21 protein-coding genes and 1 tRNA gene are annotated in these 24811 nt (G+C 39.1%); 11 read left to right on the top strand and 11 right to left on the bottom strand.

Features of this window, described 5'->3' with window-relative positions; translation table 11 throughout:
• Window positions 1-87: 87 nt before the first annotated feature.
• Complete coding sequence (locus WG954_RS13475; RefSeq protein WP_340437143.1) at window positions 88-483, bottom strand: hypothetical protein; 396 nt, start codon at window positions 481-483, stop codon at window positions 88-90.
• Between the two features lie 54 nt (window positions 484-537).
• Window positions 538-608: transfer RNA gene (locus tag WG954_RS13470), tRNA-Cys, on the bottom strand.
• A 51-nt stretch (window positions 609-659) separates the two neighbouring features.
• Between WG954_RS13470 and WG954_RS13465 the strand changes: the two genes are divergently transcribed.
• The 5 genes from WG954_RS13465 to WG954_RS13445 all read left to right on the top strand — a co-directional run bounded on the left by WG954_RS13465 (window position 660) and on the right by WG954_RS13445 (window position 4476).
• Complete coding sequence (locus WG954_RS13465; RefSeq protein ID WP_340437142.1) at window positions 660-1535, top strand: nucleoside phosphorylase; 876 nt, start codon at window positions 660-662, stop codon at window positions 1533-1535.
• Window positions 1536-1656: 121 nt separating this feature from the next.
• The gene (gene dapF, locus WG954_RS13460; RefSeq protein WP_340437141.1) at window positions 1657-2436 is read left to right on the top strand and encodes a diaminopimelate epimerase; all 780 of its coding nucleotides are present in this window, start codon (window positions 1657-1659) and stop codon (window positions 2434-2436) included.
• A 32-nt stretch (window positions 2437-2468) separates the two neighbouring features.
• Window positions 2469-3041 carry a DinB family protein gene (locus WG954_RS13455; protein WP_340437140.1) on the top strand — a complete coding sequence of 191 codons (573 nt, stop codon included), beginning with the start codon at window positions 2469-2471 and terminating at the stop codon, window positions 3039-3041.
• 26 nt (window positions 3042-3067) lie between these two features.
• Entirely contained in the window at window positions 3068-4006 is a 939-nt protein-coding gene (locus tag WG954_RS13450; protein ID WP_340437139.1) for a magnesium transporter CorA family protein, read from the top strand.
• 14 nt (window positions 4007-4020) lie between these two features.
• Window positions 4021-4476: an NUDIX hydrolase gene (locus WG954_RS13445; protein ID WP_340437137.1), complete on the top strand. Its 456-nt coding sequence runs from the start codon at window positions 4021-4023 to the stop codon at window positions 4474-4476.
• A gap of 74 nt (window positions 4477-4550) precedes the next feature.
• Here WG954_RS13445 and WG954_RS13440 read toward each other — a convergent pair whose 3' ends face one another.
• Complete coding sequence (locus tag WG954_RS13440) at window positions 4551-5348, bottom strand: queuosine precursor transporter (RefSeq protein WP_340437136.1); 798 nt, start codon at window positions 5346-5348, stop codon at window positions 4551-4553.
• Complete coding sequence (locus WG954_RS13435) at window positions 5345-5620, bottom strand: hypothetical protein (protein ID WP_340437134.1); 276 nt, start codon at window positions 5618-5620, stop codon at window positions 5345-5347. Before WG954_RS13435 ends, WG954_RS13440 begins: the two co-directional genes overlap by 4 nt.
• A 70-nt stretch (window positions 5621-5690) precedes the next feature.
• On the opposite strand from WG954_RS13435, the gene WG954_RS13430 reads away from it, so the two are divergent.
• Both WG954_RS13430 and WG954_RS13425 read left to right on the top strand, forming a co-directional pair.
• On the top strand, window positions 5691-8198 hold the full coding sequence (locus WG954_RS13430) for a YfhO family protein (protein ID WP_340437133.1): 2508 nt from the start codon (window positions 5691-5693) through the stop codon (window positions 8196-8198).
• Between the two features lies 1 nt (window position 8199).
• Complete coding sequence (locus tag WG954_RS13425) at window positions 8200-9306, top strand: glycosyltransferase family 4 protein (RefSeq protein ID WP_340437132.1); 1107 nt, start codon at window positions 8200-8202, stop codon at window positions 9304-9306.
• 6 nt (window positions 9307-9312) lie between these two features.
• On the opposite strand, the gene WG954_RS13420 is transcribed toward WG954_RS13425, so the two are convergent.
• The 3 genes from WG954_RS13420 to WG954_RS13410 form a co-directional block, all read right to left on the bottom strand.
• On the bottom strand, window positions 9313-10188 hold the full coding sequence (locus WG954_RS13420) for a glycosyltransferase family 2 protein (protein ID WP_340437131.1): 876 nt from the start codon (window positions 10186-10188) through the stop codon (window positions 9313-9315).
• Window positions 10189-10295: 107 nt separating this feature from the next.
• Window positions 10296-11438 carry an NAD-dependent epimerase/dehydratase family protein gene (locus WG954_RS13415; RefSeq protein ID WP_340437130.1) on the bottom strand — a complete coding sequence of 381 codons (1143 nt, stop codon included), beginning with the start codon at window positions 11436-11438 and terminating at the stop codon, window positions 10296-10298.
• Complete coding sequence (locus tag WG954_RS13410; RefSeq protein WP_340437129.1) at window positions 11439-12032, bottom strand: acyltransferase; 594 nt, start codon at window positions 12030-12032, stop codon at window positions 11439-11441.
• A gap of 156 nt (window positions 12033-12188) precedes the next feature.
• Between WG954_RS13410 and WG954_RS13405 the strand changes: the two genes are divergently transcribed.
• A complete protein-coding gene (locus WG954_RS13405) occupies window positions 12189-13085 on the top strand; it encodes a glycosyltransferase family protein (protein WP_340437128.1) in 897 nt (298 codons plus the stop codon).
• 9 nt (window positions 13086-13094) lie between these two features.
• Window positions 13095-14087: an FkbM family methyltransferase gene (locus tag WG954_RS13400; protein ID WP_340437127.1), complete on the top strand. Its 993-nt coding sequence runs from the start codon at window positions 13095-13097 to the stop codon at window positions 14085-14087.
• Window positions 14088-14160: 73 nt separating this feature from the next.
• On the opposite strand, the gene WG954_RS13395 is transcribed toward WG954_RS13400, so the two are convergent.
• Window positions 14161-14727: a hypothetical protein gene (locus WG954_RS13395; protein WP_340437125.1), complete on the bottom strand. Its 567-nt coding sequence runs from the start codon at window positions 14725-14727 to the stop codon at window positions 14161-14163.
• Between the two features lie 262 nt (window positions 14728-14989).
• Here WG954_RS13395 and WG954_RS13390 point away from each other — a divergent pair, with 262 nt between their 5' ends.
• Window positions 14990-18535: a LamG-like jellyroll fold domain-containing protein gene (locus tag WG954_RS13390; RefSeq protein ID WP_340437124.1), complete on the top strand. Its 3546-nt coding sequence runs from the start codon at window positions 14990-14992 to the stop codon at window positions 18533-18535.
• Window positions 18536-18683: 148 nt separating this feature from the next.
• Here WG954_RS13390 and WG954_RS13385 read toward each other — a convergent pair whose 3' ends face one another.
• From WG954_RS13385 to WG954_RS13375, 3 genes are all read right to left on the bottom strand, one after another.
• Window positions 18684-19433, bottom strand: coding sequence for a LytR/AlgR family response regulator transcription factor (locus WG954_RS13385; protein WP_340437123.1), 750 nt, complete (start codon window positions 19431-19433; stop codon window positions 18684-18686).
• Between the two features lie 118 nt (window positions 19434-19551).
• Window positions 19552-22374, bottom strand: coding sequence for a sensor histidine kinase (locus WG954_RS13380; RefSeq protein WP_340437121.1), 2823 nt, complete (start codon window positions 22372-22374; stop codon window positions 19552-19554).
• Window positions 22375-22543: 169 nt separating this feature from the next.
• The gene (locus tag WG954_RS13375; protein ID WP_340437120.1) at window positions 22544-23284 is read right to left on the bottom strand and encodes a menaquinone biosynthetic enzyme MqnA/MqnD family protein; all 741 of its coding nucleotides are present in this window, start codon (window positions 23282-23284) and stop codon (window positions 22544-22546) included.
• A gap of 152 nt (window positions 23285-23436) precedes the next feature.
• On the opposite strand from WG954_RS13375, the gene purB reads away from it, so the two are divergent.
• Window positions 23437-24783: an adenylosuccinate lyase gene (gene purB, locus WG954_RS13370; protein ID WP_340437118.1), complete on the top strand. Its 1347-nt coding sequence runs from the start codon at window positions 23437-23439 to the stop codon at window positions 24781-24783.
• Window positions 24784-24811 lie beyond the last annotated feature (28 nt).

Raw genomic sequence — 24811 nt, 5'->3', positions numbered from 1 at the left:
AGTTCTTAAGTTCTAGGTTGGACACTCGACATTGGATTTTGTTTTCTGGATTTTGGATTTTTCTTCTTGAACCTTGCTCATTGTACCTTATTTCTTTTCAATCACTTTCATATCGGGTAACACCGACATTACCAATAAAATCAAGGAAGCAGCGAAATAAACATACAGCCAAACAGTGGTTTGCGGGCATTCGCCGTTTCGGCAGGTAGAAAGTAGTAATAGATTACGTAATGCCCAGGCAAAGTTGATTGCGGCAGCAAAAGGGTTTGCCCGCTTGGCCCATAATTTCGGTACAAGAAAAAAAATCGTTGATAACCCAATCATGAACAGATTCATTAAAACCGGCATTCCAAATCTTGTTACTTTTTCAGAACCGAAACCTGTGACTACAGCATCAATTGAGGTGATAGATATCCAGGGAAATATGGCTGCTATGATCATAAGCAATCCAGCAAAAATTCCTATATAGTTTGAATTACGCATAGTTTACAAACAGAAAAAGCGCAGGATGGTTTCCAACGCTTTTCATTTTTTTTGAGGTCCCGAGCGGATTCGAACCGCTGTACGAGCTTTTGCAGAGCTCTGCCTAGCCACTCGGCCACAGGACCAATTTGTGAGGTGCAAATGTAGTATATTCGGGTAAATACTCCCAAAGAACTATGCAAAGAATTGCAGAAAGTGAACTGATCATCAATAACAGAGGCGCAGTTTACCACCTGAATGTAAGACCCGATGAATTAGCCAGCACCATCGTTACCGTGGGCGACCCGGATCGTGTAAAGGAAGTTTCAAAACATTTTGACAAGGTTGAGCACACACTACAACACCGTGAATTTATTACGCATACAGGTTATATCGGCAATAAGCGCATCTCCGTAGTATCAACAGGCATCGGTCCCGACAATATTGACATTGTAATAAACGAACTTGATGCGTTGGTAAATATTGATTTTGAAACAAGAACTATCAAACCCAATTTAACTTCGCTTCATATCATCAGGCTGGGTACTTCCGGTGCTTTGCAGGCCAACATTCCAGTAGATGGATTTGTGGTATCAACGCATGGTTTGGGTATTGACAATTTGCTTCATTTCTATCGTCATGATAATAATGAAGAAGAGAAACAATTACTACACGCATTCATCACCCATACACAAGCGCAGGATAGCCATTCGCATCCCTATATAACAGGAGCCGGTTCTCAACTGCTGAAACATTTTGTAGAAGGCTATCATCATGGTATTACTGTTACCTGTCCCGGGTTTTATGGCCCACAGGGACGAGTATTGCGTTTGGGTCTCTCCAACCCGGCACTTATTGATCAATTAACGCAATTTCAATTCGGTCAACACCGCATTACCAATTTTGAAATGGAAACCTCTGCCATTTACGGTTTGGGCAAAATGATGGGGCATCAATGCCTTTCCATCAGCGCCATTGTTGCCAACCGGGTAAAGAAGGAATTCAGTAAAGATGGCGGGGCGGCCGTGGAGAATTTGATTAAAAAGTCCTTGGAAATCATTGCCACTATTTAGCTCAAAGTCGAACGTTTAAGGTTTAACGTTCCTACGCATTGCAACGAACGGGCATCAGTTTAATAAGTCGTAATTTTAATCTTCAATTTGAAACATCAGACCTTCAACTTTAAGCCAATTCATGACCATTCCTTTTTATAAATACCAAGGCACTGGCAACGATTTCGTTATTCTGGATAATCGATCGGGTAATTTTACGCAATTAACCAGCGTAGAAATAGCCAATTTATGTGATAGAAGATTCGGCATCGGTGCCGATGGTTTGATGATGTTGCAGCTAAAAGAAGGCTATGATTTTGAGATGGTTTACTATAATGCCGATGGGAATGAAGGCAGTATGTGTGGTAACGGTGGCCGCTGTTTAGTGGCCTTTGCGAGGGACCTTGGTGTGATCGACAAAACCGCTGCATTCCTTGCTACAGACGGTTTTCATGAGGCTTTGGTAAAAGAAAACGGCTGGGTGGAACTGAAGATGAAAGACGTTGATAAAGTGGAGAAATTTGCAGACCATGCCATTTTAAATACCGGTTCACCCCATTATATCCGCTGGGAAAAGGATATAGCAAAAACCGCAGTTTTTGAAGAGGGCAAGCGCATTCGCTACTCACCCCCTTTTTCAGATGTGGGTATCAATGTTAATTTTGTTCAGCTTCATGACGATGCTATCAGTGTACGTACTTATGAACGGGGTGTAGAAGCCGAAACCCTGAGTTGTGGTACAGGTGTTACAGCCGCAGCAATTGCTGCAAGCAGCAGCACCATCGGGCAACAGGAGAAAAAGATCCTGACGCCGGGCGGAGAGTTGAAAGTGAAGTTTGAAAAGAAATCCGACTCGTCCTTTGAAAACATATGGCTCTGTGGCCCTGCCACATTTGTCTTCTCGGGTACGATCGAACTTTAATCCAAATCCTAAACCCTAACCCCCAACACCCGATGATTGCCAAACGGTATCATTTAAACAAATTTCAGATCATCAGCCATGCTGAGAACACAATTGACGACATCGTCAAGCAGTGCCGGCAAATGGATGAGTCCCTGTTTTTTTATAAATCAGAGCAATGGTCGATTGCAGAAAATCTTGAACATCTTTCTTTAAGTCTTCATAAAAGCTGGCTTGGTTTGTTTGCTCCTAAGTTTTTTCTGAAATGGAAATACGGCAAACCCGATCATGCATCACGTTCATACGAAGAACTGTTACAAGACTATTATCAAAAGCTTGATGCAGGTTATGAGCAGGATAAGCGTTACATCCCAAATGTGAAAGAGGAAAAAGGTGCCAAAGAAAAACTCATTTTCAGGTTTGAACATATATGTACAAAATTCCTCGACCAGATAAGATATTATTGGGAAGATGATTCCATGGATGAATACCAGGTGCAGCATCCAGTACTTGGACTGATCACCATTCGGGAGCTACTTTATTTTAACCTGTTTCATAATACTCACCATTACAAAACCATCCGCAACAGGAAAAACGAAGCCATCGAATTTTCAACCGCAGATTAACAAGGGGCACTTACCTTTGCGCCGCTATGCTGCAATTTTTTAAAAACGAGAACGGCAAAACACTTGCCATCGAAAAACCTGAATCAGGTGCGTGGGTAAATATTGTACCCCCACTGAAGCAGGAAGAGTTTACAGAGATTGCAGATGCCTTAGATATTCCACTCGACTTTTTAACGGATTCGTTGGACATTGATGAGCGTTCACGTTATGAGCTGGAAGATAATGTAAAGCTCATCGTCATCAAAACACCTGCCGAGAACAATTCGTTCAATGATAGTGATGCCTTTTACATCACCATTCCTATTTGTATTATTCTTACGCATAACCAGATTGTAACGGTAAACTCGTTCGATAATGGTGCGATTAAAAAATTCCTGAACACATTTCAAAACCGTCACCCCGACAAACGGAATATGATGGTGTTGAAGATCTTTGAAAAAGTGGTGCAGGCTTACATGGAATTTTTGAAAGAGATCAATCACCGTCGAAACCTGTTAGAGCAAAAGTTATATGATGCTAACAGGAATGAAGAGCTGCTGGACCTGATGCGTATCCAGAAAAGTCTGGTATACTTTGTTACTGCCCTGCGCAGTAATGAAATGCTGTTGATGAAACTGCAACGCACCAACTTCCTTGCGTTGAATGATGAGGAAGATGAATTTTTGCAGGATCTTATCGTTGATACCAGCCAGGCATTGGAGATGGCGAATATCTATACCAACATCCTCAGCTCAACCATGGATGCATTTGCCAGCATCATCAGCAATAACCAGAACCAAGTGATGAAGCGTTTAACTTCGGTGACAGTAATGCTGCAATTGCCAACATTGGTGGCAAGTATTTATGGAATGAATGTGCCGATACCTGGTTCCCATTCTGCCTTTGCATTTTATTTCCCGATCCTGATATCGCTTGGGTTATCACTTTTACTTGGCATCTATTTTCTTCGAAAGAAATTATTTTAAATAGCTGAACATTTATGACACTGACGGTTCGTGTTTACGGCATTATTATAACTGACGATAAAAAAGTATTGGTAAGTGATGAATATATACGTGGAGCTTACATCACCAAATTCCCCGGTGGTGGTTTGGAAATTGGTGAAGGCACAAGAGATTGTTTAAGGCGTGAAATAAAAGAAGAACTGTTCATCGATTCAGAAATTGGAGACCATTTATATACAACCGATTTTTACCAGCAAAGCGCTTTTAATACAGCACACCAGATCCTCTCCATTTACTATTATGTAAAACCGCTTGAGCCTATCTTACTGCCTTTCAAAACAACAGCTTTCGATTTTGAACCGCACCAGGTGAGCGACCCCAAAGGTGAATCGGAAGTAATTCGGTTAATTGATTGGGAACATTTCAACGAAGAAACAGTTACACTCCCTATTGACAAGTTGGTTGCACGAATGCTGAAAGAAAAGCATTAGAGAAAAGTGAGTGATTAGAAGTAAATAGCCATATCTCCTTCTGTCGTCAGTGGTCTATCGTCCATTCTCCTTTCCTAATCCAGCATTGCAGCTTTTTTCATTTCAGCTGCTTTTTCTACTCCCAGGTATCGTTCAATTAAATAGTGAATCAGATAGATCACCGGAGTTAAACAAATTGCCACAACAAATTTGTAGATATAGTTCACCAAGCCAACCGCAAGGAATAAACTCATCGGCCACACAAAATCATTGCCTTGCTGATTTACCCTTGTACCAATGTAAAATGCAATGAACAGCACAACAAAACTGTCGATGAATTGCGATACAAGTGTTGATCCTGTTGCACGTAACCAAATACTTTTTTCACCTGTTGCTTTTTTAATACGATGAAAAACAAACACGTCGATCAACTGACCAAGTATAAATGCAGTTAATGAACCAATGATAATAAAACCACCTTGCCCCAGCACACTGTTATATGCTTTTTCCATATCCGGCACGCCACTCCCCTGCTTGCTGGTAATAAAAAAATCTGCAGGAGTTAATTTCATGGCAAAAAAGAAAATGATAAATGCAAACGTAATTAAGCCGGCTGTGAGGTAGGAAAGAAAACGTACTCCTTTCATACCATAATACTCATTAATAATATCGGTCATGATAAATACAACCGGCCATAATAAAACACCAGCTGTAAGATTTACCGACAAAGCATTCCCAAAAAGATTGATCTCCATTGGCGTAAACCCCAATGTTTTTTCCAACGAGAATATTTTTACACCGATGATTTCCGCAATCAGGGCGTTAGCGATAAAGAAACCGCCCAACACAAGAAACAATTTGGTGGACTTATCAGAAAGTATCTGTCTGATCATATAAGATAGATGAATAGTTGAATAATGAGTACCACTAGATTCAAAAAGAAAATACTGTTGATCTTCAGTTCAATTCTCTTTCGTACCAACAGAACTACAAACCAACTGTTGATGAAAAGGTTCACGATCAAGCTAAGGAATAATCCGCCTACAACAAGTATTGACGCAGCTGATTGTGGCAGGTCAACACGCACATATTGAAATCCTAAAGCAATAAAGAATAACCCATTCAGAATAAACGCCACCTTGCTGAAAAACAAAAATCCTTTCATACCGTTAAAAATGCTGTCAATCCCCCAAAATACCATTATTTTGCCTCACTGAAACTGAAAAATTTTCCTCATGAACTTTGATTTCAAAAAACTGATTCCACACGCCATAGCAGTGATCGTTTTCGTTATTGTTGCAATTGCCTATTGCAAACCTGCACTCGAAGGACAGGTATTGAATGCACATGATAATATTGGCTGGAAAGGAATGGCACAACAGTCGTTTGAAAAAAAGGAACAGCTTGGCCATTTCCCCAAATGGACGAACAGCATGTTTGGCGGTATGCCTACTTACCAGATCGCTTTGGAAGGCACACACAACATTTCGTTTCATTACGTGAGTTATATCTTAACACTCGGCTTACCGAAACCGATCAATTTCTTTTTTCTTGCCTGCTTATGTTTTTACCTGCTGGCATTGGTACTGCGGATAAATCCATGGATCGGTATTATGGGCGCATTGGCTTATGCTTATTCAACCTACGATCCAGTTATCGTTGGTGCAGGGCATGACACAAAAATGCTGGCCATCGGTTATGCACCGCTGGTAGTTGCAGGTTTGTTACTCCTGTTTCAGAAAAAATGGTGGCTGGGAAGTGCAGCATTGGCAACAGGGCTTGCATTGCAACTTGGCACGAACCATTTACAAATCGTTTATTACACATTACTCATTTTAGGCGCTGTTACTGTTGGTTATTTCATTGACAGCTTTAAGAAAAAAGAAATTGTATCTGCATTAAAGGCAACAGCTCTTGCTGCAATCATTGGCATTATCACTTTAGGTACAAATGCCATAGGCACACTTACTACATGGGAATATGCTAAAGAAAGTATGCGTGGGGGAGTGAGTGAATTGAAAGAAACAAAAGATAAGAATACCACCAGTGGTGGATTGGATAAAGACTACGCATTTAAATACAGTGTTGGGATAACAGAGACGTTCACCTTGCTTGTGCCGGGTATATATGGAGGCAGTAATGGTGGTAACGAATACAAGACTTCTCAGTTTGCTGATGAAATGCAGAAAGTAGGTTATCCTGAAGACCAGGCCCTGCAATTTGCAAATGGCATTTCGTATTGGGGACAACAGCAACCAACATCAGGTCCTGTCTATTTTGGAGCTGTTATTATGTTGCTGTTCATATTTGCGATGTTCTTTGAAAAGGGTTGGTTGAAATGGAGTCTGTTTGCAGCAGGTATGTTCGGGATCATTCTTGCATGGGGCAAAAATGTAGAGGGCATCAATTACTTCCTGTTCGACTATCTTCCTTTGTATAAAAAATTCCGTGCGCCTTCGATGGGTCTTGTGATGCCGCAGCTATGTTTTGTGATACTTGCAGTTGTTGCAGTGAACAATTTATTGTTTGGTGATAACAGCACCGAAAAGATCAAGAAAGCATTTAAGCAAACAGCTATTGCTACTGCAGCCATTGTAGCCATTCTTGGCGTTCTGTATTTCTCGTTCGATTATTCATCACCTGGTGATGCACGTTTAAAAGAAAACATGAGTACAGCCATGTTGCAACAAGCCACTCAACAGGGACAACAACCAACGGCTGAAATGCAACAACAGGCTGAACAATTCGGAAAAGGGTTTGTAACTGCCATTCAAACCGACCGTAAAGGATTATTTGCAGGCGACCTAACACGTACAGTTGTTTTATTGGCACTTGCTTTAGTTGTTTTATGGTTGGCGAGCAGAAAAAAACTTCAGCCATTACCAGTTATGATCATATTGCTTGTATTGAGTTCGTTTGATCTGTTGACAGTTGGTAAACGCTATTTGAATGATAGCACCTTTGTTGATCCATCTGATTTTGACAATGCATTTGCCATGACCGAGGCGGATAAGATGATCAAACAGGACAAAGGTTATTACCGGGTATTAAATACAACTGTTGATTTCACGAACGAATCTATTACAGCCTATCATCATAATTCTATTGGAGGTTATCACCCGGCTAAATTGCAGATATACCAGGATCTGATCGAAAACCAGATCGGTAAAAACAATATGCAGGTGTTGAACATGCTCAATACAAAGTATTTTATTGTGCAGAATCCGCAGAACGGACAACCAATTGCACAACAAAACCCAGGTGCATTTGGACCAGCATGGTTTGTAAAAGGAATTAAATATGTAGCTGATGGTAAGGAAGAAATGAAAGCATTGGACAGCACCAACCTGCGTGATACAGCTGTTGTGCAAACAAAATTCAAATCATTGATCGCAAACCAACCTGTTGCAGATTCAACAGCAAGCATTCAATTGATCGAAAATAAAAACGATATCATTAACTATGAATCAAACGCTGCAACAAACCAGTTTGCAGTATTCAGTGAAATTTATTATACCGCAGGATGGAATGCATTCATTGATGGCAAGAAAGCAGAGATCGTTAAAACAAACTATGCTCTACGTGGATTGGCTGTTCCTGCAGGCAAACATAAAATTGAATTCCGCTTTGAGCCAAAATCATATGCGATAGGCGATACATTGGCACTCATTTCTTCACTGCTTGTTTACCTGATCGTACTTGGCGGTTTATTCATGGCCTGGAAAACAAGCAAGCAGGCATAAGATGAAGAAGGTATTGAATATTGTCCCCTACCCATATCTTCCTTATTTCTCCGGCGGACAAAAACTCATTGCTCATTTCAATCATTATTTGGGTGAGCAATGCGTTTTACATGTTGCAGGCACAGCAGACAATAATGCAGCACTTGCAAACACATACAACTTTCATCCAATTTTAAGGAAGGGGCGTTTTCGGTATGCGGATATCAGTTCTTTTTTTCCATTACAGAAGTTGATTAAAAAAGAGCAGATAGATACTGTTATTATCGAGCATCCTTATCTTGGCTGGCTTGGGTGGCTTTTGAAAATTACCTGCAAGATCAAACTGATTATTCATACGCATAACATCGAATACGAACGATTCCGCAATTTTGGGAAAAGCTGGTGGCCGGTGTTGAAATCTTATGAAAGTATCGTCTTACGTATGGCCGACAAAGTTTTCTGCATTACAGAAGATGACCGGCAATGGATGATCAACAACATGAAGTTGCAAGCAGATAAGTGTATTGTTGTTCCTTATGGCATCACACAAAAACAAATGCCTGATGATAAGCAGCACTGTAAAAATGCATTAGCAAAAAGGCATCACTTCGATCCAAAGCACGCATTGTTTCTCTTCAATGGCCTGCTCGACTACAAACCAAATCTTGATGCATTAACTGCAATTCTTGAGCAAATCAATCCGCTTCTGCTGAAAACAAATCTGCAGTATAACATTATTATTACAGGCAAGCGTTTGCCTGCTGAGTTAAACGAACTGAAAGCATGGAATCAACATCACATTCACTACGCAGGATTCGTTGATGATATTGATCTTTATTTTAAAGCAGCAGATCTTTTTTTGAATCCTGTGCAAAGTGGTGGTGGTGTAAAAACAAAAATGATCGAAGCTATTGCCTGCGGTACAACTGTGATCTCAACTAAAACCGGTGCGATTGGCATTGAACCTTCTGTAACAGGAGAAAAATTGATCATCGTTGCAGATAATGACTGGAATAGCTTTGCGAAAGAAATACTGAAACACGCACAACAACAAAGTAATACTCCTGCCGATTATTATCAGTATTACAACTGGCAACATATTGCCGAACAGGTAGTAAGCTCCGTCTGACGGAAATTATACGGGATAAACCATGCCCTCTTTCAACGCCTGCACTAATTTCTTCCGTTGATCTTTATTGAAGCGAAGCCAGTAAAATATACGTGTAAAGAAGGTGTACCCAATTGCAAAGTATTTCAGGAAGCCGGAGAAATTCTTACGGATAAAATAAAGCTTATTTCTGTTGGAGTAAAAAATGTAGAACGAAGAATCGCCACCTGACGAATGTGATACTTTATGAATAATGGTCACCGATGGATCGTAATAAAGTTTGTAGCCAGCTTCACATGAGCGATACACAAAATCGGTATCATCATAATAAGCGAAATATTTTTCATCCATCATCCCAACCTTTTTAAAAACTGTTGCATCGACCAGCATATAACAGGTGGGTGCATAGGTGATATATTTTGGTAAATTATACTCTTCGCTATCGGCTTTGTTATACCCATAATGAATACCCAAAGCCCGCCATTTCACCATTTCCCCTCCAGCCATCCAGATAGTTCTGTCGGGGTAATATATTTTGGGAACGATGATCTTCTCCCCTTTGTCAATCATCTCCAATTGTGAAGCAAAAGCTGTTTCCTGTTCTATTTCAATATCATTATTCAGGATGAGAACATGTGTACAGCCATCCTTTAATGCAGCTTCAATACCAATATTATTTCCTTTGGCAACACCAACATTGTCTGTATTCTTAATGTGCTTATAAGCAGAGATGGGATATGCCGCAAGACAATCAGCAATAACTTTGTTCGATTGATCATTCACAGAATTATCAACGAGATACAGGATGTAATCTTTATGCGTTTGCTTTGAAACACTTTTAAAAAATCCATCGAGCACTTCATCACTTTTGAACAGCACTGTAACTAAACCAATCTTCGCCATAGCCATTATTTCATGCGTTTTTTTTAAAATTATTTTTTGGCCGCATGTTATTCGCCATAAAAATGAACTTCGCAGGTTTATATAATTTGCTCGTTAATTTTTATGGCTCATTTCATTAATCCTTTTGATTTCATCTCACGTATCGACTCTTCGTACTTGCTGCTTTGTACCTCTTGCCCATTCACCCAGTCAGTAAATTTCTTTAAGCCGGTTTTAAAATCAACGGAAGGTTTAAAACCAAGTGAACGTTCGATCTTACTGATGTCAGCATAGTTATGGCGAATATCGCCTAAACGATAATTACCACTTACCTGCAGCGGAACCTGCACATTGTAATATTCAACCAACAAAGAAGCCACTTCCTCAACTGTTGTAGCAACGCCTGTTCCTACATTGAATACCTGGCCGTTTGCTTCGTCTTTTTCAATACCAAGAAAGGTTGCTTTCACTACATCATCAATAAATACGAAATCACGACTCTCTTTCCCGTCTTCGAAAATATTGATGGGCTTGTTATTCTTGATCAAAGTAGAAAATATAGAAAGGATGCCTGTGTATGGATTGCTTAATGATTGCCCCGGACCATAAACATTCTGGTAGCGGAAAGCAACAGCTGCAATACCAATAGATGAACAAACCGTCATCACCATTTGCTCCTGGTTATACTTTGTAATTCCATACACTGATGAAGGGTGAATTTTTGATTCTTCATCAGTAGCTGTTAATTGTAACGGGCTTGTTGCCCCCGGATAGGTTACGTCAAAATTACCTGCATCCATCAACGCAGCTGTACGATGTTCAGGATAAACAACACCCAGCTCTTTCGAGATATATTTTCCCTCACCATAAATAGCACGTGAAGAAGCGATCACTACTTTCTTTACGTTGGTTTTGTTATTGGCCAGCAGATCGAGCATAATAGCTGTGCCACCAATATTTACATCCACATACTTGCTTACCTGGTACATCGATTGACCGGTACCTGTTTCAGCAGCCAGGTGTACTATTACTTCATTATCAGCAATTGCTTTATTCCAATCATCAACAGAGGTAACTGTTCCTTTAATGAAGTGAACCTTATTTTTTATCGACCGGCATAAAGGAGAAGTGGTTTCAGCATCTGCACCGTGTATCTGTTCGGAGAGGTTATCCAGCACCGTTACTTCATACCCATGCTGCAGTAATTGCAATGCAAGGTTCGACCCAATGAAACCGGCGCCTCCGGTAATTAAAACTTTACGTTTACTCATTTAAATAAATTGTCCTTCTTTATCTGTTTTGCACCACTGTTTCGTATCAAAATTATAGCGCTTGATGACAACAGCAGGGCTGCCAACCGCCACACAATAATCAGGAATGTCTTTTGTTACAACTGAATTAGAACCAATCACGCTGTTCTTGCCAACACTTGCCCCAATCACACAAACATTTTCGCCCAACCATGCACCATCTTTTATGATCACAGGGTTTGTTTGACGAATTTGCTGATCAATAACAGGCAACTCTACATTTTCATAACCATGCAAATTATCACTGAGATAAACCTTATCCGCCATCAGCACCTTCCGGCCTATTTCAATTTTTGAAGTGGCGTAAATATGACTGAAGCGGCCGATGTATGTTCCATCTCCAATTTTAAGTGCAGCATTTGCATCGCCTGTTAATGGCTCACAGGCAAGCCATGCTTTATCGTTGATGTAAACTTTTGAACCAATAAAAATGCGACTGTGACCTGTAATTGTCGGAGCTATCATACGAGATGAAGAACCGATCTTGCCCAGCATCAATTTGTAAACAGGATAGCGAAACAGGTAGTAAAATAATAAGCCTATTTTCCTGAGCATAGAAGACGGTCGTTTCTTGATTGTGTTATCTGCAAAAGCCTGATTATTGGCCGATTCACAGGCTGGCAAGGTAATACATTTCCCATTAATCACATGGAGGACTGCTGATTACAATGCCGTAAAATAGCTACTTTTGAGGCGCACAGAAAACAGCGTATGAATATTTTAGAGCGGCTCTACATTGCGGTATTTAAACAGGAGGCAAAACGAAAACTATTTACAAAAGCGATTTCCAATGTAAAACAGCCCGATCTGTATCCTGCAACTGAGCCAACCGCTGTTCACTTCAAACATTTTGGATTAGTAGGAGATATCATTTATGCCATCCCCGCCATGAAGGCATTGGCTGGCGATAAAAAGATCCATCTTCATTTACAGATCAATCAGAAATCGCTGTACAAGAAAAGCATGAAGCATGCAAATGAAGGAAAGATCCTTACGGAGAAAAGTGTGGAGATGATTGCTCCGCTTTTGCTTTCACAACCGGAGTTTGCTGTTTGTGATGTATTGACTGATCAAAAGATCGATTACGACCTCGATGAATTCAGAAACTTCCCGTTTGATTATAATACCAATCATATCTGCCGCTGGTATTTTCATATGTATGGTATTACTGCCGATCTTGGAAAACCCTGGTTAACAGTTGAGCCGGACAGATCATTTTCTGATGAGATCGTGATTGCCCGCAGTTTTCGTTACAGGGCACCGGGTATCAGTTATCAATTTCTCAACAACTACCCTAACCTTACTTTTGTTGGATTGAAAGAAGAATATGAAGATCTGAAACAATCGATCCCAACATTGAAATACAAACCCGTTCAAAACTTTCTTGAACTTGCACAGGTAATTGCCGGATGCAAATTCTTTATCGGTAATCAATCAGCTCCTTTTTCGTTAGCCGAAGCTTTGAAAGTAAAACGTGTGTTAGAAGTTTGTTTCGAATGCCCGAATGTGATTCCTGAAGGAAAAGATGCGTATGATTTTGTTTACCAGGGGCCGTTTGAGAAAATTGTGAAAACACTAAATCATCAATCCTTTAAAACAATTTTATAAAAATACAAGATGAAAATAGCCAGAATTTGTAGCAAGTTGATTTTCTTTTTTTACTACCTGACGAAATATAAAAATGCCGCATTAGCATTTAACCTTTCAAATAATAATGTGCCGCCAAAAAGATGCACACAAGTAAGAAGAGAGGGTAATCACCTGATTTTTACGAGGTCAAATTCGAGAATTGAGATAGCTACTATTAACAGCTGTTTTAAGACTTCGCTACACTATATAATTGAGATATTTAATAATTCGCATGCTGATGATATTCAAAAAACTGAAAAAGGCATAATACTTACTGCCGAGGGAGTATCCTTTCACATTAACAGCGAATCAAACGCTGGCAATTTCTATGAAATAATATGCAGAAAAATGTATGACTATCATACGTCAAATAGAAGAAATGTAGTCCTGGATATAGGGATGAATGCAGGTCTTGCAAGTCTGTTTTTTGCATCAAAGCAGAATGTAGCCAAAGTTTATTCTTTTGAGCCATTTACGTCAACAATTGAAGAAGCAAAACAAAACTTCAGAATTAATCCCCTGATTAAGGACAAAATACAAATAGCAAATTACGGTGTCAGTAATAAAAACACATTATTAACTGTCCCGTTATTTGAGGGTGGATCAATGGAAGCAAGTACAAACCAGGAGTTTATTGAGCTTCATCAATTTCAAACTAAAAAAGAGCAAAGTATCGAAATTGAACTTAAAGACATCAAGGATATCCTAAAAGAAGTAATCGAAAAAGAACAAATCACAGATAATGATATGTTGGTTTTGAAAGTAGACTGCGAAGGAGAGGAATACAATATTGTGGACAGACTGAAAGAATGCGGATATCTTAATAAAGTTTCTGCTTTTTTAATGGAGTGGCATCATAAAGGGCCTGATTCACTAGTGAAAAATTTAAAAGAACACAATTTTAAAGTACTGTTATCCCCAATTACCACAGTAGACGGAACTATTATTTCAGAAGCAGGTATGCTTTATGCATTCAAATAAGATTATTAAATAGAAAAAGCAATGAGCCAGAGACAGACTTATTGCTTTTTTTATAACAACAACTAATCAAAATTTACTTTTTATCGCTAGATCCTTCGGCTGGGATACTAAACAGATTAGATATCTGTTCGTAAGTCATTCGTTTGATTTGATCTAGAGAATAACCTACAGCTGGGCCGCTTGTAAATCTACCACCTGACACACTACCAGGAATAATTATATAACGATAGGGATAAGTAGCATTGTAATTTGAGCGTATCGTAATTAAGCCAGGTGTTAAAAAGTAATGAATATAGTTACCTCCGGATGTTACATAATTTAATTGAAAAACTAACCCATCCTGATTTTTAAGATATACATTCACAACACCTCTGTCCATTACAGTTTGTGTAATTCCTGCGGCATTTAAAGTGCCTTCCCAAAAAGGTCCTGTATTTGAAAATGTCACGTTAATCCAATTTGAATAAATAACATTTGCAGATCCTGTTGCGCCCGTTGCACCGGTAGCGCCGGTAGCACCAGGAGCTCCAGTTGGGCCTATTGGTCCGGCTGGACCGATAGGCCCTGTATCACCTTTACAACTTGAAATTAGAAACGACAACAGACAAATACTAAAAAGAAAGAAAACATTTTTTTTCATAAACAATTGGTTTAATTAAATTTTTTGTAATTGCATACTTTAAATTTCTGTATTAAAGAGCAAGCTAAATATAGAATATTAATGCACTTACGTTAATACTTGTTTAATAACTGTGCAATAATTACAATAACTGTGTTTTGCATTTAACTTACCTAATTGCAACCTATTTGCATTAATTAATTACTATTTTAGACTGAAAATAATCTCTAAGCCAATCAATTCCATTGGTGTCAACCTCGCAAAATTTTAAAATGATTTTTTAATGAAGTCCTATCTGATCTTCTTCCTGTTGTTTTCCAATACTGCTTTATCGCAGATAAATCTTACGCAGGGACTTATTGCACACTACCCTTTTTCCGGAAACGCAAATGACATAAGTGGCAATAATATAAACGGCACTGTGAATAATGCGACTATTACAACGGACAAAAATGGCAATGTAAATAGCGCTTATTATTTCAACGGAACAAATTCATATATACAATTACCTTTCTCTAGTCTGTATAATTTTGCTCCACAAGATTCTTTTTCTATTTCTGTTTGGGTGTTACCTGATCAAGGTTATACATGGCCAGCAGAAGCATTAGTAGTTAAAGCACCGGCACACCCGGATTTTACTCTATCGTTGTGGAACTATGGCGTATATCTATTTAACTATAAGGCTATGAGTGGGTATGCATACAATCATATTCTTAATAGCAACACAACACTTTCCTATAACCCATGTTGGTATAACATCATATCCACTTACAAAAATGGAGTATGGAAACTATATGTAAATGGCATTCTTGAATCATCTGACCTGTCGCAAACAAAATTTATTTTAAAAGATGGAAGTTCAAAAATTTCATTTGGGAAAAAAGGAGATTCATTTGGAGACTGGTATAAAGGCAAGATGGATGAGGTAAGAATTTACAACCGTGTTTTAAATGCCGACGAGGCAATGGCTATTGCCGGCACCTGTCAAATACCATGTAATAATTGGCTCAAAACAACTAATCCAGGTGATGCGGTAAAAATCGGCGATCTGGATATTAGCGGCAGCCAATTGACAATCGAAGCAAGCTTTAACAGAATTTCACCATATACCGGCGGCTATCTGTATGCTGGTGATTTAGTTTCGAAACATGACAAACCAAGTGACTGTAATTATTTATTACGACCAAATAATGCAGAGATCACTACAACCAATGGTTTTTTTCAAACACCCCCTGTTTGTGAAATTGAACTTAACAAGACCTATCACGTGGCAATGACTTACAACGGCAGTTCATTGAAATTTTACAGAAATGGCTTTCTGTTGAAAGAAATACCAGCTACAGGGAATTTAATACTTAATAATTGGATAACGACTATTGGTGATTATGCGCCCAGCACAACGGGAACACCTGAGAATATGAATGGATTTATTAACGAAGTACGTATCTGGAATGTAGCACGGACGCAGACAGAAATAAAAGCATATATGAATTCGCCAATTCCAAATCCAACAACACAAACTGGCCTACTTGCCTATTATACATTTGAAAATTTATTAAATAAACAAGGAAACAACAGTTGGAATGGCTCACTTATTGGCAATGCAGCAATCAATTCTAGCAACGACTCTTGTATGTTTAGTACCGACAGTTGCAATTTGAATAGTTGCGGACTAGAAGGCTTCGATTTCTCAATTATACGAAATCCGTGTTCTCCATATACAATACAATATGAAACTTCCCTTACTTCATATGACAGTATTGCATGGAATCTTGGTGATGGTACAATCATAAAAAACTCCCCATTAATATCTCACACATATACAACAGCCGGGAATTATACTGTTTTATTGATTCGTAAGTATCAAACCTGCTACGATACTATCACCAAAACAATTAATGTGTCAATCAAGAGCGATCATCAGTTAATACTTACTAGCGACACAACAATCTGTCTTGGCAACACTAAACGACTGCTTGCATCTCCTGCCCTTTCTTATTGTTGGTCGCCTACAAATTTCTTAAGTAATTCAAGCGATCAGAACCCTATAAGTTCAACAACGCAAAACATAACCTACTACTTAACAACAGAGAGAGGTGGTATCAATTTAGTTACAAACGGAAATTTTAGTTCAGGCAACAACGGCTTCACTTCTCAGTACCAATTCACCCAAAACAACACAAAAGAGGGCGAGTACTATGTTGGTAACAATCCTGCTACATGGTACTTTGCACATTTTCCGTGTACAGACAATACAACAGGCAATGGGAATATGTTATTAGTAAATGGTTCTCCAACTTCTAAGGCAGAAGTCTGGAAAACAACTGTAAATGTGACCCCTAATACAAACTATGTGTTTTCAACTTGGATTTCTTCCTTATCAACTCCCAATCCAGCACAGCTGTCATTTGCTATTAACGGTAACAGCATTGGCAAACTTATTAATGCAAGCCTACCTCCCTGTACTTGGAATCAGTTTTACACAACCTGGAATTCAGGCAATTCAACATCTGCTACTATTTCAATAATTAATAAAAATACAAATTCAAATGGTAATGATTTTGCTTTAGATGATATCTCATTCTCTCCTGTAATCATTTCAAGAGACAGTGTAAAAATCACTGTTGACACTCCGCTGATTAACACCAGTTCTGACTCTGCTATTTGTATTGGTTCAACCATACAAATAAATACTTCAGGTGCTTTAAATTACCAATGGTCGCCTGCAACAGGACTTTCTAATACAGTTATTTCAAATCCTGTTGCTTCTCCTTCTGCAACCACAGAATATATTGTTACAGGAACAAACAGTTTTGGCTGCACAGCTAAAGACAGTATTACAGTTACCGTTAAACCTAAACCAACTATAACTATTCCGAACGATACATTGATCTGCAGTGGCAGTAGCATACAATTAACCGCTGGCGGTGGTTCTTCTTATGTTTGGTTGCCCGGCAACACATTAAACAATCCCGCCATTGCTAATCCTGTTGCCACACCATCAGTTGGCACAACTTACAATGTGACTGTAATGAATGCCGACAATTGCAGCAACACTGATTCAGTGCATGTAGATGTAAGACAACCAAATACCTTCAGCATTAGCCCAACCACATCAGTTTGTATAGGAGATAGTGTGCAACTAATAGCAACAGGTGGAGATATTTATAGCTGGAGCCCATCATCTTCACTATCTAACAGCAATCTTGCTAATACAATTGCCCATCCAATAAGCACAACCGACTATAATGTTACTATCAGGGATACGCTATGTAATATATCTGAAACATTAACTACAACAGTTGCCGTTAACCCATTGCCAGTACTCACAACATCAAAATCGAACGATGTTGATTGCAGCAATGCCAGCTGCCAGTTGAATGTTACCGGAGCTATTCAATATGCATGGATGCCTTCCGGCACATTGAACAATGCATTGATTCAAAATCCCATTGCCTCACCAATAATAACAACGAACTACGTTGTAACAGGAAAAGATATAAATGGCTGCAGCAATATTGATAGTGTCACCGTTTTAGTAACGGCTTCTAATTCCGGAAACTATTTAATGCCAAATGCATTTACACCAAACAATGATGGTATAAATGATTGCTTCGGCATAAAAAACTGGGGGACTGTAACTGAACTTGCATTCAGCATTTATAACAGGTGGGGCGAAAGGGTCTTTTACACCACTGATCCTGCTAGTTGCTGGAATGGAAATTTCAAAGCTGTAGCGCAAACTCCGGGAGTTTATACCTATACCATCAACGCAAAAAATGCCTGCGGATTAATTAAAAGAAGCGGAATTGTAACGCTTGTAAGGTGAAAAGTATAGGGTTTTTCACAGGAGGTTAAACAACGGCCATTAAGTTATAGGTAATGCGAAGCTAAACCTAATCTTATGAAAATGTGGAACAAACAGCGTTTACTTGGTACACGTGCAGATACCTAAATAACTGTGTAAATATGTTGATTTAATAGCCTATCCGCTTCAGAAATTCATCTTTGCGGCGGGTAGCCACCTCCAGGAAAACGCCATTGTCCATTTCCACCTCACCTCCACGTCCCTTGTGGTATTTCTTTACTTTATTAAGATTAATGAGGTGCGAATGGTGGAGCCGGAAGAAGACACTTTCAGGCAACATTTCTTCGTATTCTTTCAGGCTTTTAGCCGAAACCAGCTTATGCCCTCCTTCGGTGAAAATGAAGGTATAAGCTCCGCTTGCCTCACAATAAAGAATTGAATCTGTTTCTATAAATTCCAACTGATCTTTAAAAGTCGGTATCGCAATTTTATGTAATGATGCAGAAGGCTGCCTCATATTCTGAAGTAAAAAACTTAGTTGCTGATTTATATTTTTTTCGTGAACCCTTTGGTCAGCTTTCGCTATTACGGCTTTTAGTTCATCAATATTAACAGGCTTGAGAATATAATCAAGTGCTGAATATTTGAAAGCTTTGAGTGTATAAGAATCAAATGCTGTAACAAATACAATTTCGAAATTTACGGGCATTATTTTATTAAGCAGGTCGAATGCATTACCATGTGGCATTTCAATATCAAGCAAAACAAGGTCAGGCTGTAATTCGTTGATGAGCTGACGTGCAGTTTCAATATTATCCGCTTCGCCTACATGTGCAGCATTGGGGCAATATACTCGCAGCAACTCTTTAATGATCCTTAAATTCTTTGGTTCATCATCAACCGTTAATACTTTCACCATTTGCAACTAATTTTTTGTTTGATGCGGGAAAATGGCTTTTTCCATACCCAAAAATTTGCCAAGAGTAAATCTAATGAATAATTGCACTCTTAGCTTTATAAAGATCTCTTAAACTATATTAAACTGGAAACAACACTCTTATCCTGGTGCCTGACGCTTTTCCTTCACTGTCTTTCAGGTCTTCAATAATAACTTCAATTTTTCTTGTCAGCCCCTCATTTAAGAGAGCTATACGCTCAGCGGTTAATGACATTCCACGTGATTGGTACTCGATTGGGTTAACTGCTTTTAACTCCATAGCCTTTACCCTGCCAATGCCATTATCTTCAATGATACATTCAAGTAACTCGGGATGCTCAATAAATGATAGCAAAATTACGCCATCAACTCCCTTAAGATACCTGATACCATGCCGTAGCGCATTTTCCACATATGGCTGTAACAGCAATGGAGGTATCTCAAGCTGAGACGCCGGATTCTGCGTTTGCACGTTTACGTTATAGACAAATCCTCCTTCCATCCTTGCTTTCTCTAGATCAAGATAAGTTGAGAGATAGCTTATTTCCTCATCCAATGTGACGTATTCCTTCGATGAAAATTCAAGTGTTTGACGGATCAGTTTTGAAAAGCCAGAGATAAAGTTATTAGCTCCTTTCACATCGCTATCAATAACATATTGCTGGATAGAATTAAGACTATTGAAAATGAAATGAGGGTTCATTTGAGCTCGTAGCGCCATCTGTTCCGATTCGCTGATCTTACGTTGTAATGCTTCATTCTCTGCTTGCCGTTTTTTAATTAAAGCGATCCTGTGTCGAAAAAAAAGAAAAACAGAGAGTAACGTAAATACAAAAACTAAAATCCAAAACCAACCACTCGCCCAAAAAGGCGGCTTGCAACTAATGGCGAGTTCAAGAGAGCTTACAGCATTATCCCATTGATCGTATTCACGTTTTGCCTGAATCTGCAGGCGATATTCACCATATGGCAAAGGATTGAACTGGATCTCACGATTATTTGTATTTATCCAGTTAGTATCGTACCCTAATAATCTGTACCGATAATTATTTTTCCCGTTGGCACTGTAGTTCAATGCCTCATAGCTGATATAGAGACTTCTCTTACGAAAGCTCAGCTTCATCAGTTCATCAGCAGCCGCTAATAAATTATTCACTTTAATTTCTTCGATATACAAAGGAAGCCCGAGTACTTTCTTTGACATAACTGCTTCTCTATTTATAAATGAAATGCCGTTATTTGATGCAAGTACTACATTTTTACCATCTTTAATAATTGAATTAATCTCATTAGAGAGGAGCCCATCCTGAACGGTGATATTTCTGACAGTATATCGAAATGGCCGCAAAGAATTGATCGATACAATTGACACCCCATTGTTTGAAGCAAGCCAAATATCATTTGAATCAATATATATCCTTCTGATGTTATCACTTACTAACCCGTCAGCATGCTTTACCTGGTAAATACTGTCATTCACCATCAGTAACATTCCATTCCCCCTTGTGGAAAGACACAGGAACTTATTTTGATAGTATGCAATATCTGTAATTCGGGAACTAAGTATTTTCTTCGTTGAATCGTAAGCTGATATAAATCCTGAACGATAACGCCAAAGCCCAAAGTGATTACCAACAAGTATGTTTCCATCGTTTTCCAGAAACATCTTGGAAGCCCTGAATACCTCTTTCAAAGAATAGAAATTGACAGGTTCCTTAAAATCCCCAATCTTATATTCATATACCGACGTTGCGAGTCCGCTATATAAAAAACTATCCTTAATGGTGAAATTTGAGTTGTTGGGTATTTGCAGGTAGGTGATAGAGTCGCCTTTATCAGGCTTGGTTATGGTCCATAATTTTGAATTATACCAGCCAACCGGACCTCCAACCAAAACCAATGATGGGTTCAATTCGTAAAATGAAACTACGTCCTTTAGTTCAACTCTGGTACTTCTGAAAAAATAACTCGGTTTAAATCTAATTACCTCATTACCATGAACTCCAGCCAATATTGACGCATCACTTAATCGGTATAATATATTGATTCTTTTATTTACAATAACACTATCATACGCAAGATGCTTAATTCGGAAATGGTTAAGATAAAAAACGCCGTTAGTTAGTGTCGTAGCCCAAACACCTCCTTCATAATCACGTTCCAGCGAAGTGACATGCATCCCTTCAAGATACTTCTCAACCACTTCACCTTTTCTGTTTAAAACATGCACCCCTTCCTCAGTTGCCTGAAAAAGACTGCCATCAATTTCTTCGATGTCATCAATAGTATATGTGGTTTTTACATAATTATAATCATTAGCAGCTCTAATGATTGTATAACTGTCCTTTGTGTACAAAATTAACCGGCCATCAGAGAGACGTTTTAAACGACATCGTTCATGCTGTATTAGGTGAGGAATTTTAAGAACTAGATTTTTTTCTTTAAGCACAATCTTAAACTCACTTTTTGAGTCACTTTTAAGATAAAGTAAACTTTGAAGCTTTTCTGGGTAAGCAACAACTCTTACAAAAAAATCCGGTTCTTTAGTTTCAAAAACCTCAAATTTCCCAACCGAGCTTAGTTCGATTTCCCTGGTCAATATGCCATTTTTATCAATAGTTACATAGTAAGGCCCGGAAGATGAAATATGCACCCTGTCACTACTATCAACATATAAAGCTTGAATAACTCCCGGCCTTATTGCTGTAACCAACTTATTGTTCCACTTGTAATCCTCAAACCTCCCATTCTCATAATAAAACAAACGACCCGAGAATGTGAATGCCCATATTCGCCTCTTCCAGTCTTCATACAAACCCATAATAGAATTATCAGGCAAGTTGAACGTTTCAAATTCATACCCATTATACCTGCACACACCGTGATCGGTGGCAAACCACATGTAATGATTTGCATCCTGCATAACCTGGTACGTTTCCGAACTGGGCAATCCATCCGAAGGTGTGTAATTCTTAAACTGGTACCGTAACTGCTGTGCATGAAGAAGCACTGTTAAGCAAATGAACAGGAATACGAAACAAAAACGGAGAATGTAATGCATCCGGTTAACAGGCATACTTAAAAATAAAACTTTACGCATTTAAAAACTCGAGGAATTTTTGCATCCCCTTCCGCTTCTCGTCATCCAGTAAATAACTGATGTTATGTGTATAATATTTACGCAGATCGTACGCAGGATATTTCTGCTGTTCAGCAATTTCATCGATCACAGTAAAACCAACTGCATTGGCGGCGTTAAAACGATCGATCCATTCTTTACTCATCGGTTTCAGACTAACCCACACCGCAAACACAAAAGGCAGATGTGTCATCGCTTGCCATTCCGCAGCAAGGTCATAGATATAGGTAGAAAGCCGCCGTTGTTCCAAAGCCCTGTCGCCAATAACCACAGCACCTGTTGTGCCTTCTATTTTTGTACGATAACTTTCATCTTTTGCATCGATCAATTGTGGAGAAATACCCCAAAATTCTTTCATCAGCAATTTGGCCAATGCCACCGAAGTGCGGCTTTGGTAATCGAGATAAACAGTAGTTAGTTCATGCACCGGCACTTCGCTGAACAAACAAACCGAAGCCACTTCAAAGTCAGAAGCGATACAATAATCACTCACAATATGATATTCGGGCAATTCGTGTAATAACGCAACCGGTACCAACGCCACATCCACCACACCAGACTTCAACATATCAGCCACTTTCGACGGATAATCGGGCACCAGTTCATGATCCTGCAGAAACGCATCGTTCTGCATACCATACATCATGGGTTTTGTGTTTAAATAACTGACAGCACCAACTTTTATCTTCTTCAATTCATTTACTTTTGCGCTGCAAAGAAAAGGATTTTTTGGTGGGCAGGCTGTTTGCTGCTATTGAACTTTGGTTGTGTCACTCACTTGTACGGCAACAACAATACGCAGCAATACTTCAGCCAACTAATTAACTACAAACTGTAATCAATTTCATGGAACTTCAAAATCTCACAGCTATTTCCCCGGTCGACGGACGTTATCGTAATCAATTGCATCAACTCGATGCTTATTTCTCAGAATTTGCACTTATCCGTTACCGTGTACTGGTAGAGATCGAATACTTCCTGTTTCTGTCTGAAAAGAAATTCTTTAAACTCACGCCAAAACAGCAACAGGCATTAAAAGATGTGGTGACGAATTTTACCGTGGCTCAGGCGCAAGAGATCAAGAATCTTGAAAGCATTACCAACCACGATGTAAAAGCAGTTGAATATTTTCTGAAACGTGAACTCGAATCGCTCAACTTAAATGACCTGAAAGAGTGGATCCATTTTGGTCTTACGTCGCAAGACATCAACAATACCTCCATTCCATTATCATGGAAAGAAGCATTGGAAAATGAGCTGTTACCATCAATATCAACATTGATCTTAAAGTTGAAAGGTTTTGCAAAAGAATGGAAGAACATTCCATTGCTTGCACGAACACACGGCCAAGCTGCATCGCCTACCAAACTCGGAAAAGAGATCATGGTATTTGTTGAGCGCCTCGAAAATCAATTGCAACAATTATCTGCCTTGCCCACATCAGCAAAGTTTGGCGGTGCTACCGGCAACTTCAATGCACATTATGTTGCCTTCCCAAAGAAAGACTGGGTGAAATTCGGTAACGAATTTGTTGAAACAAAACTTGGACTGCAACGTCAGCAATACACTACACAGATTGAACATTACGATAATCTTGCTGCGCAGATGGACAGCATCAAACGCATCAACACCATTCTCATTGATCTTTGCAGAGATATCTGGACCTATGTGTCTATGGATTACTTCAAACAAAAGATCAAAAAAGGCGAAGTTGGCAGCAGCGCTATGCCACATAAGGTAAACCCAATCGATTTTGAAAATGCTGAAGGTAATCTTGGTATCGCCAATGCCTTGTTCGAACATTTATCAGCCAAACTTCCTGTATCAAGATTGCAACGTGACCTTACCGATTCAACAGTGTTACGTAACCTCGGTGTTCCGTTTGCACATTCCATCCTTTCACTGAAATCAATTGATAAAGGGTTAAATAAACTCTTGTTGAATGAAGATAAGATCAAACTTGACCTTGAAAATAACTGGGCTGTAGTTGCCGAAGCAATACAAACAATTCTCCGTCGGGAGAATTATCCAAACCCATACGAAGCATTGAAAGAATTAACAAGAGGTAATGCTGCTATTACCCAAAAATCAATGCAGGCGTTTATCAAAGGTTTGAAAGTAAGCGCTGAGGTGAAGAAAGAATTGAGTGCAATTACCCCTTATAATTATACCGGAGTTAATCCAAAATATTAAACGAAGTTTCAAGGTACAGGGCACAAGG

This window comes from Lacibacter sp. H375 (assembly GCF_037892425.1).
Lineage (GTDB): Bacteria > Bacteroidota > Bacteroidia > Chitinophagales > Chitinophagaceae > Lacibacter.
Note: the sequence above shows the minus strand (reverse complement) of the source record. Positions and strands in the feature narration are given on the sequence as shown.

Coding starts and splice junctions, on each gene's coding strand:
- WG954_RS13400 (WP_340437127.1), top strand. CDS start 13,095: ATGAAAATAGCCAGAATTTGTAGCAAGTTGATTTTCTTTTTTTACTAC.
- WG954_RS13415 (WP_340437130.1), bottom strand. CDS start 11,438: ATGAGTAAACGTAAAGTTTTAATTACCGGAGGCGCCGGTTTCATTGGG.
- dapF (WP_340437141.1), top strand. CDS start 1,657: ATGACCATTCCTTTTTATAAATACCAAGGCACTGGCAACGATTTCGTT.
- WG954_RS13450 (WP_340437139.1), top strand. CDS start 3,068: ATGCTGCAATTTTTTAAAAACGAGAACGGCAAAACACTTGCCATCGAA.
- WG954_RS13385 (WP_340437123.1), bottom strand. CDS start 19,433: ATGGTGAAAGTATTAACGGTTGATGATGAACCAAAGAATTTAAGGATC.
- WG954_RS13455 (WP_340437140.1), top strand. CDS start 2,469: ATGATTGCCAAACGGTATCATTTAAACAAATTTCAGATCATCAGCCAT.
- WG954_RS13420 (WP_340437131.1), bottom strand. CDS start 10,188: ATGGCGAAGATTGGTTTAGTTACAGTGCTGTTCAAAAGTGATGAAGTG.
- WG954_RS13390 (WP_340437124.1), top strand. CDS start 14,990: ATGAAGTCCTATCTGATCTTCTTCCTGTTGTTTTCCAATACTGCTTTA.
- WG954_RS13445 (WP_340437137.1), top strand. CDS start 4,021: ATGACACTGACGGTTCGTGTTTACGGCATTATTATAACTGACGATAAA.
- WG954_RS13395 (WP_340437125.1), bottom strand. CDS start 14,727: ATGAAAAAAAATGTTTTCTTTCTTTTTAGTATTTGTCTGTTGTCGTTT.
- WG954_RS13475 (WP_340437143.1), bottom strand. CDS start 483: ATGCGTAATTCAAACTATATAGGAATTTTTGCTGGATTGCTTATGATC.
- WG954_RS13405 (WP_340437128.1), top strand. CDS start 12,189: ATGAATATTTTAGAGCGGCTCTACATTGCGGTATTTAAACAGGAGGCA.
- WG954_RS13425 (WP_340437132.1), top strand. CDS start 8,200: ATGAAGAAGGTATTGAATATTGTCCCCTACCCATATCTTCCTTATTTC.
- WG954_RS13440 (WP_340437136.1), bottom strand. CDS start 5,348: ATGATCAGACAGATACTTTCTGATAAGTCCACCAAATTGTTTCTTGTG.
- WG954_RS13380 (WP_340437121.1), bottom strand. CDS start 22,374: ATGCAGGATGCAAATCATTACATGTGGTTTGCCACCGATCACGGTGTG.
- purB (WP_340437118.1), top strand. CDS start 23,437: ATGGAACTTCAAAATCTCACAGCTATTTCCCCGGTCGACGGACGTTAT.
- WG954_RS13410 (WP_340437129.1), bottom strand. CDS start 12,032: ATGCTCAGGAAAATAGGCTTATTATTTTACTACCTGTTTCGCTATCCT.
- WG954_RS13435 (WP_340437134.1), bottom strand. CDS start 5,620: ATGAAAGGATTTTTGTTTTTCAGCAAGGTGGCGTTTATTCTGAATGGG.
- WG954_RS13430 (WP_340437133.1), top strand. CDS start 5,691: ATGAACTTTGATTTCAAAAAACTGATTCCACACGCCATAGCAGTGATC.
- WG954_RS13465 (WP_340437142.1), top strand. CDS start 660: ATGCAAAGAATTGCAGAAAGTGAACTGATCATCAATAACAGAGGCGCA.